We start from the raw sequence: 261 nt of genomic DNA, 5'->3' as shown, positions 1-261 counted from the left end.
TCGTCGGCATGACCGTACAGCGCGCCGCCCTCATCACCGCCCACCGCACCCAGTTCGGCTTCCACCGACACGCCGACGGCATGGCACATTTTCACCACTTCGCGGGTCTGGCGGATATTTTCTTCATACTCCAGCGTGGAGCCATCGAACTGCGCCAGCAGCCGTGCGCTACGCGTCCCGAACTCCTCATCCGGCATGTCCAGACTGTCGAGCAGCAGCAGATATCCCAGATGGAAGATTTTCATCGAGGTATCCAGTTGC

The 261-nt window shown here is 60.2% G+C and carries 1 protein-coding gene; it reads right to left on the bottom strand.

What is annotated here, in order from left to right:
* Positions 1–261 (bottom strand): class II fructose-bisphosphate aldolase (locus OGY17_RS23305; RefSeq protein WP_502872487.1); only part of this gene is annotated, 261 nt, incomplete at both ends.

This window comes from Citrobacter sp. Cpo126, from assembly GCF_030332445.1.
In the GTDB taxonomy this organism is placed as follows: Bacteria; Pseudomonadota; Gammaproteobacteria; order Enterobacterales; family Enterobacteriaceae; genus Citrobacter; species Citrobacter portucalensis.
This window is presented reverse-complemented; position numbering and strand designations above follow the sequence as displayed.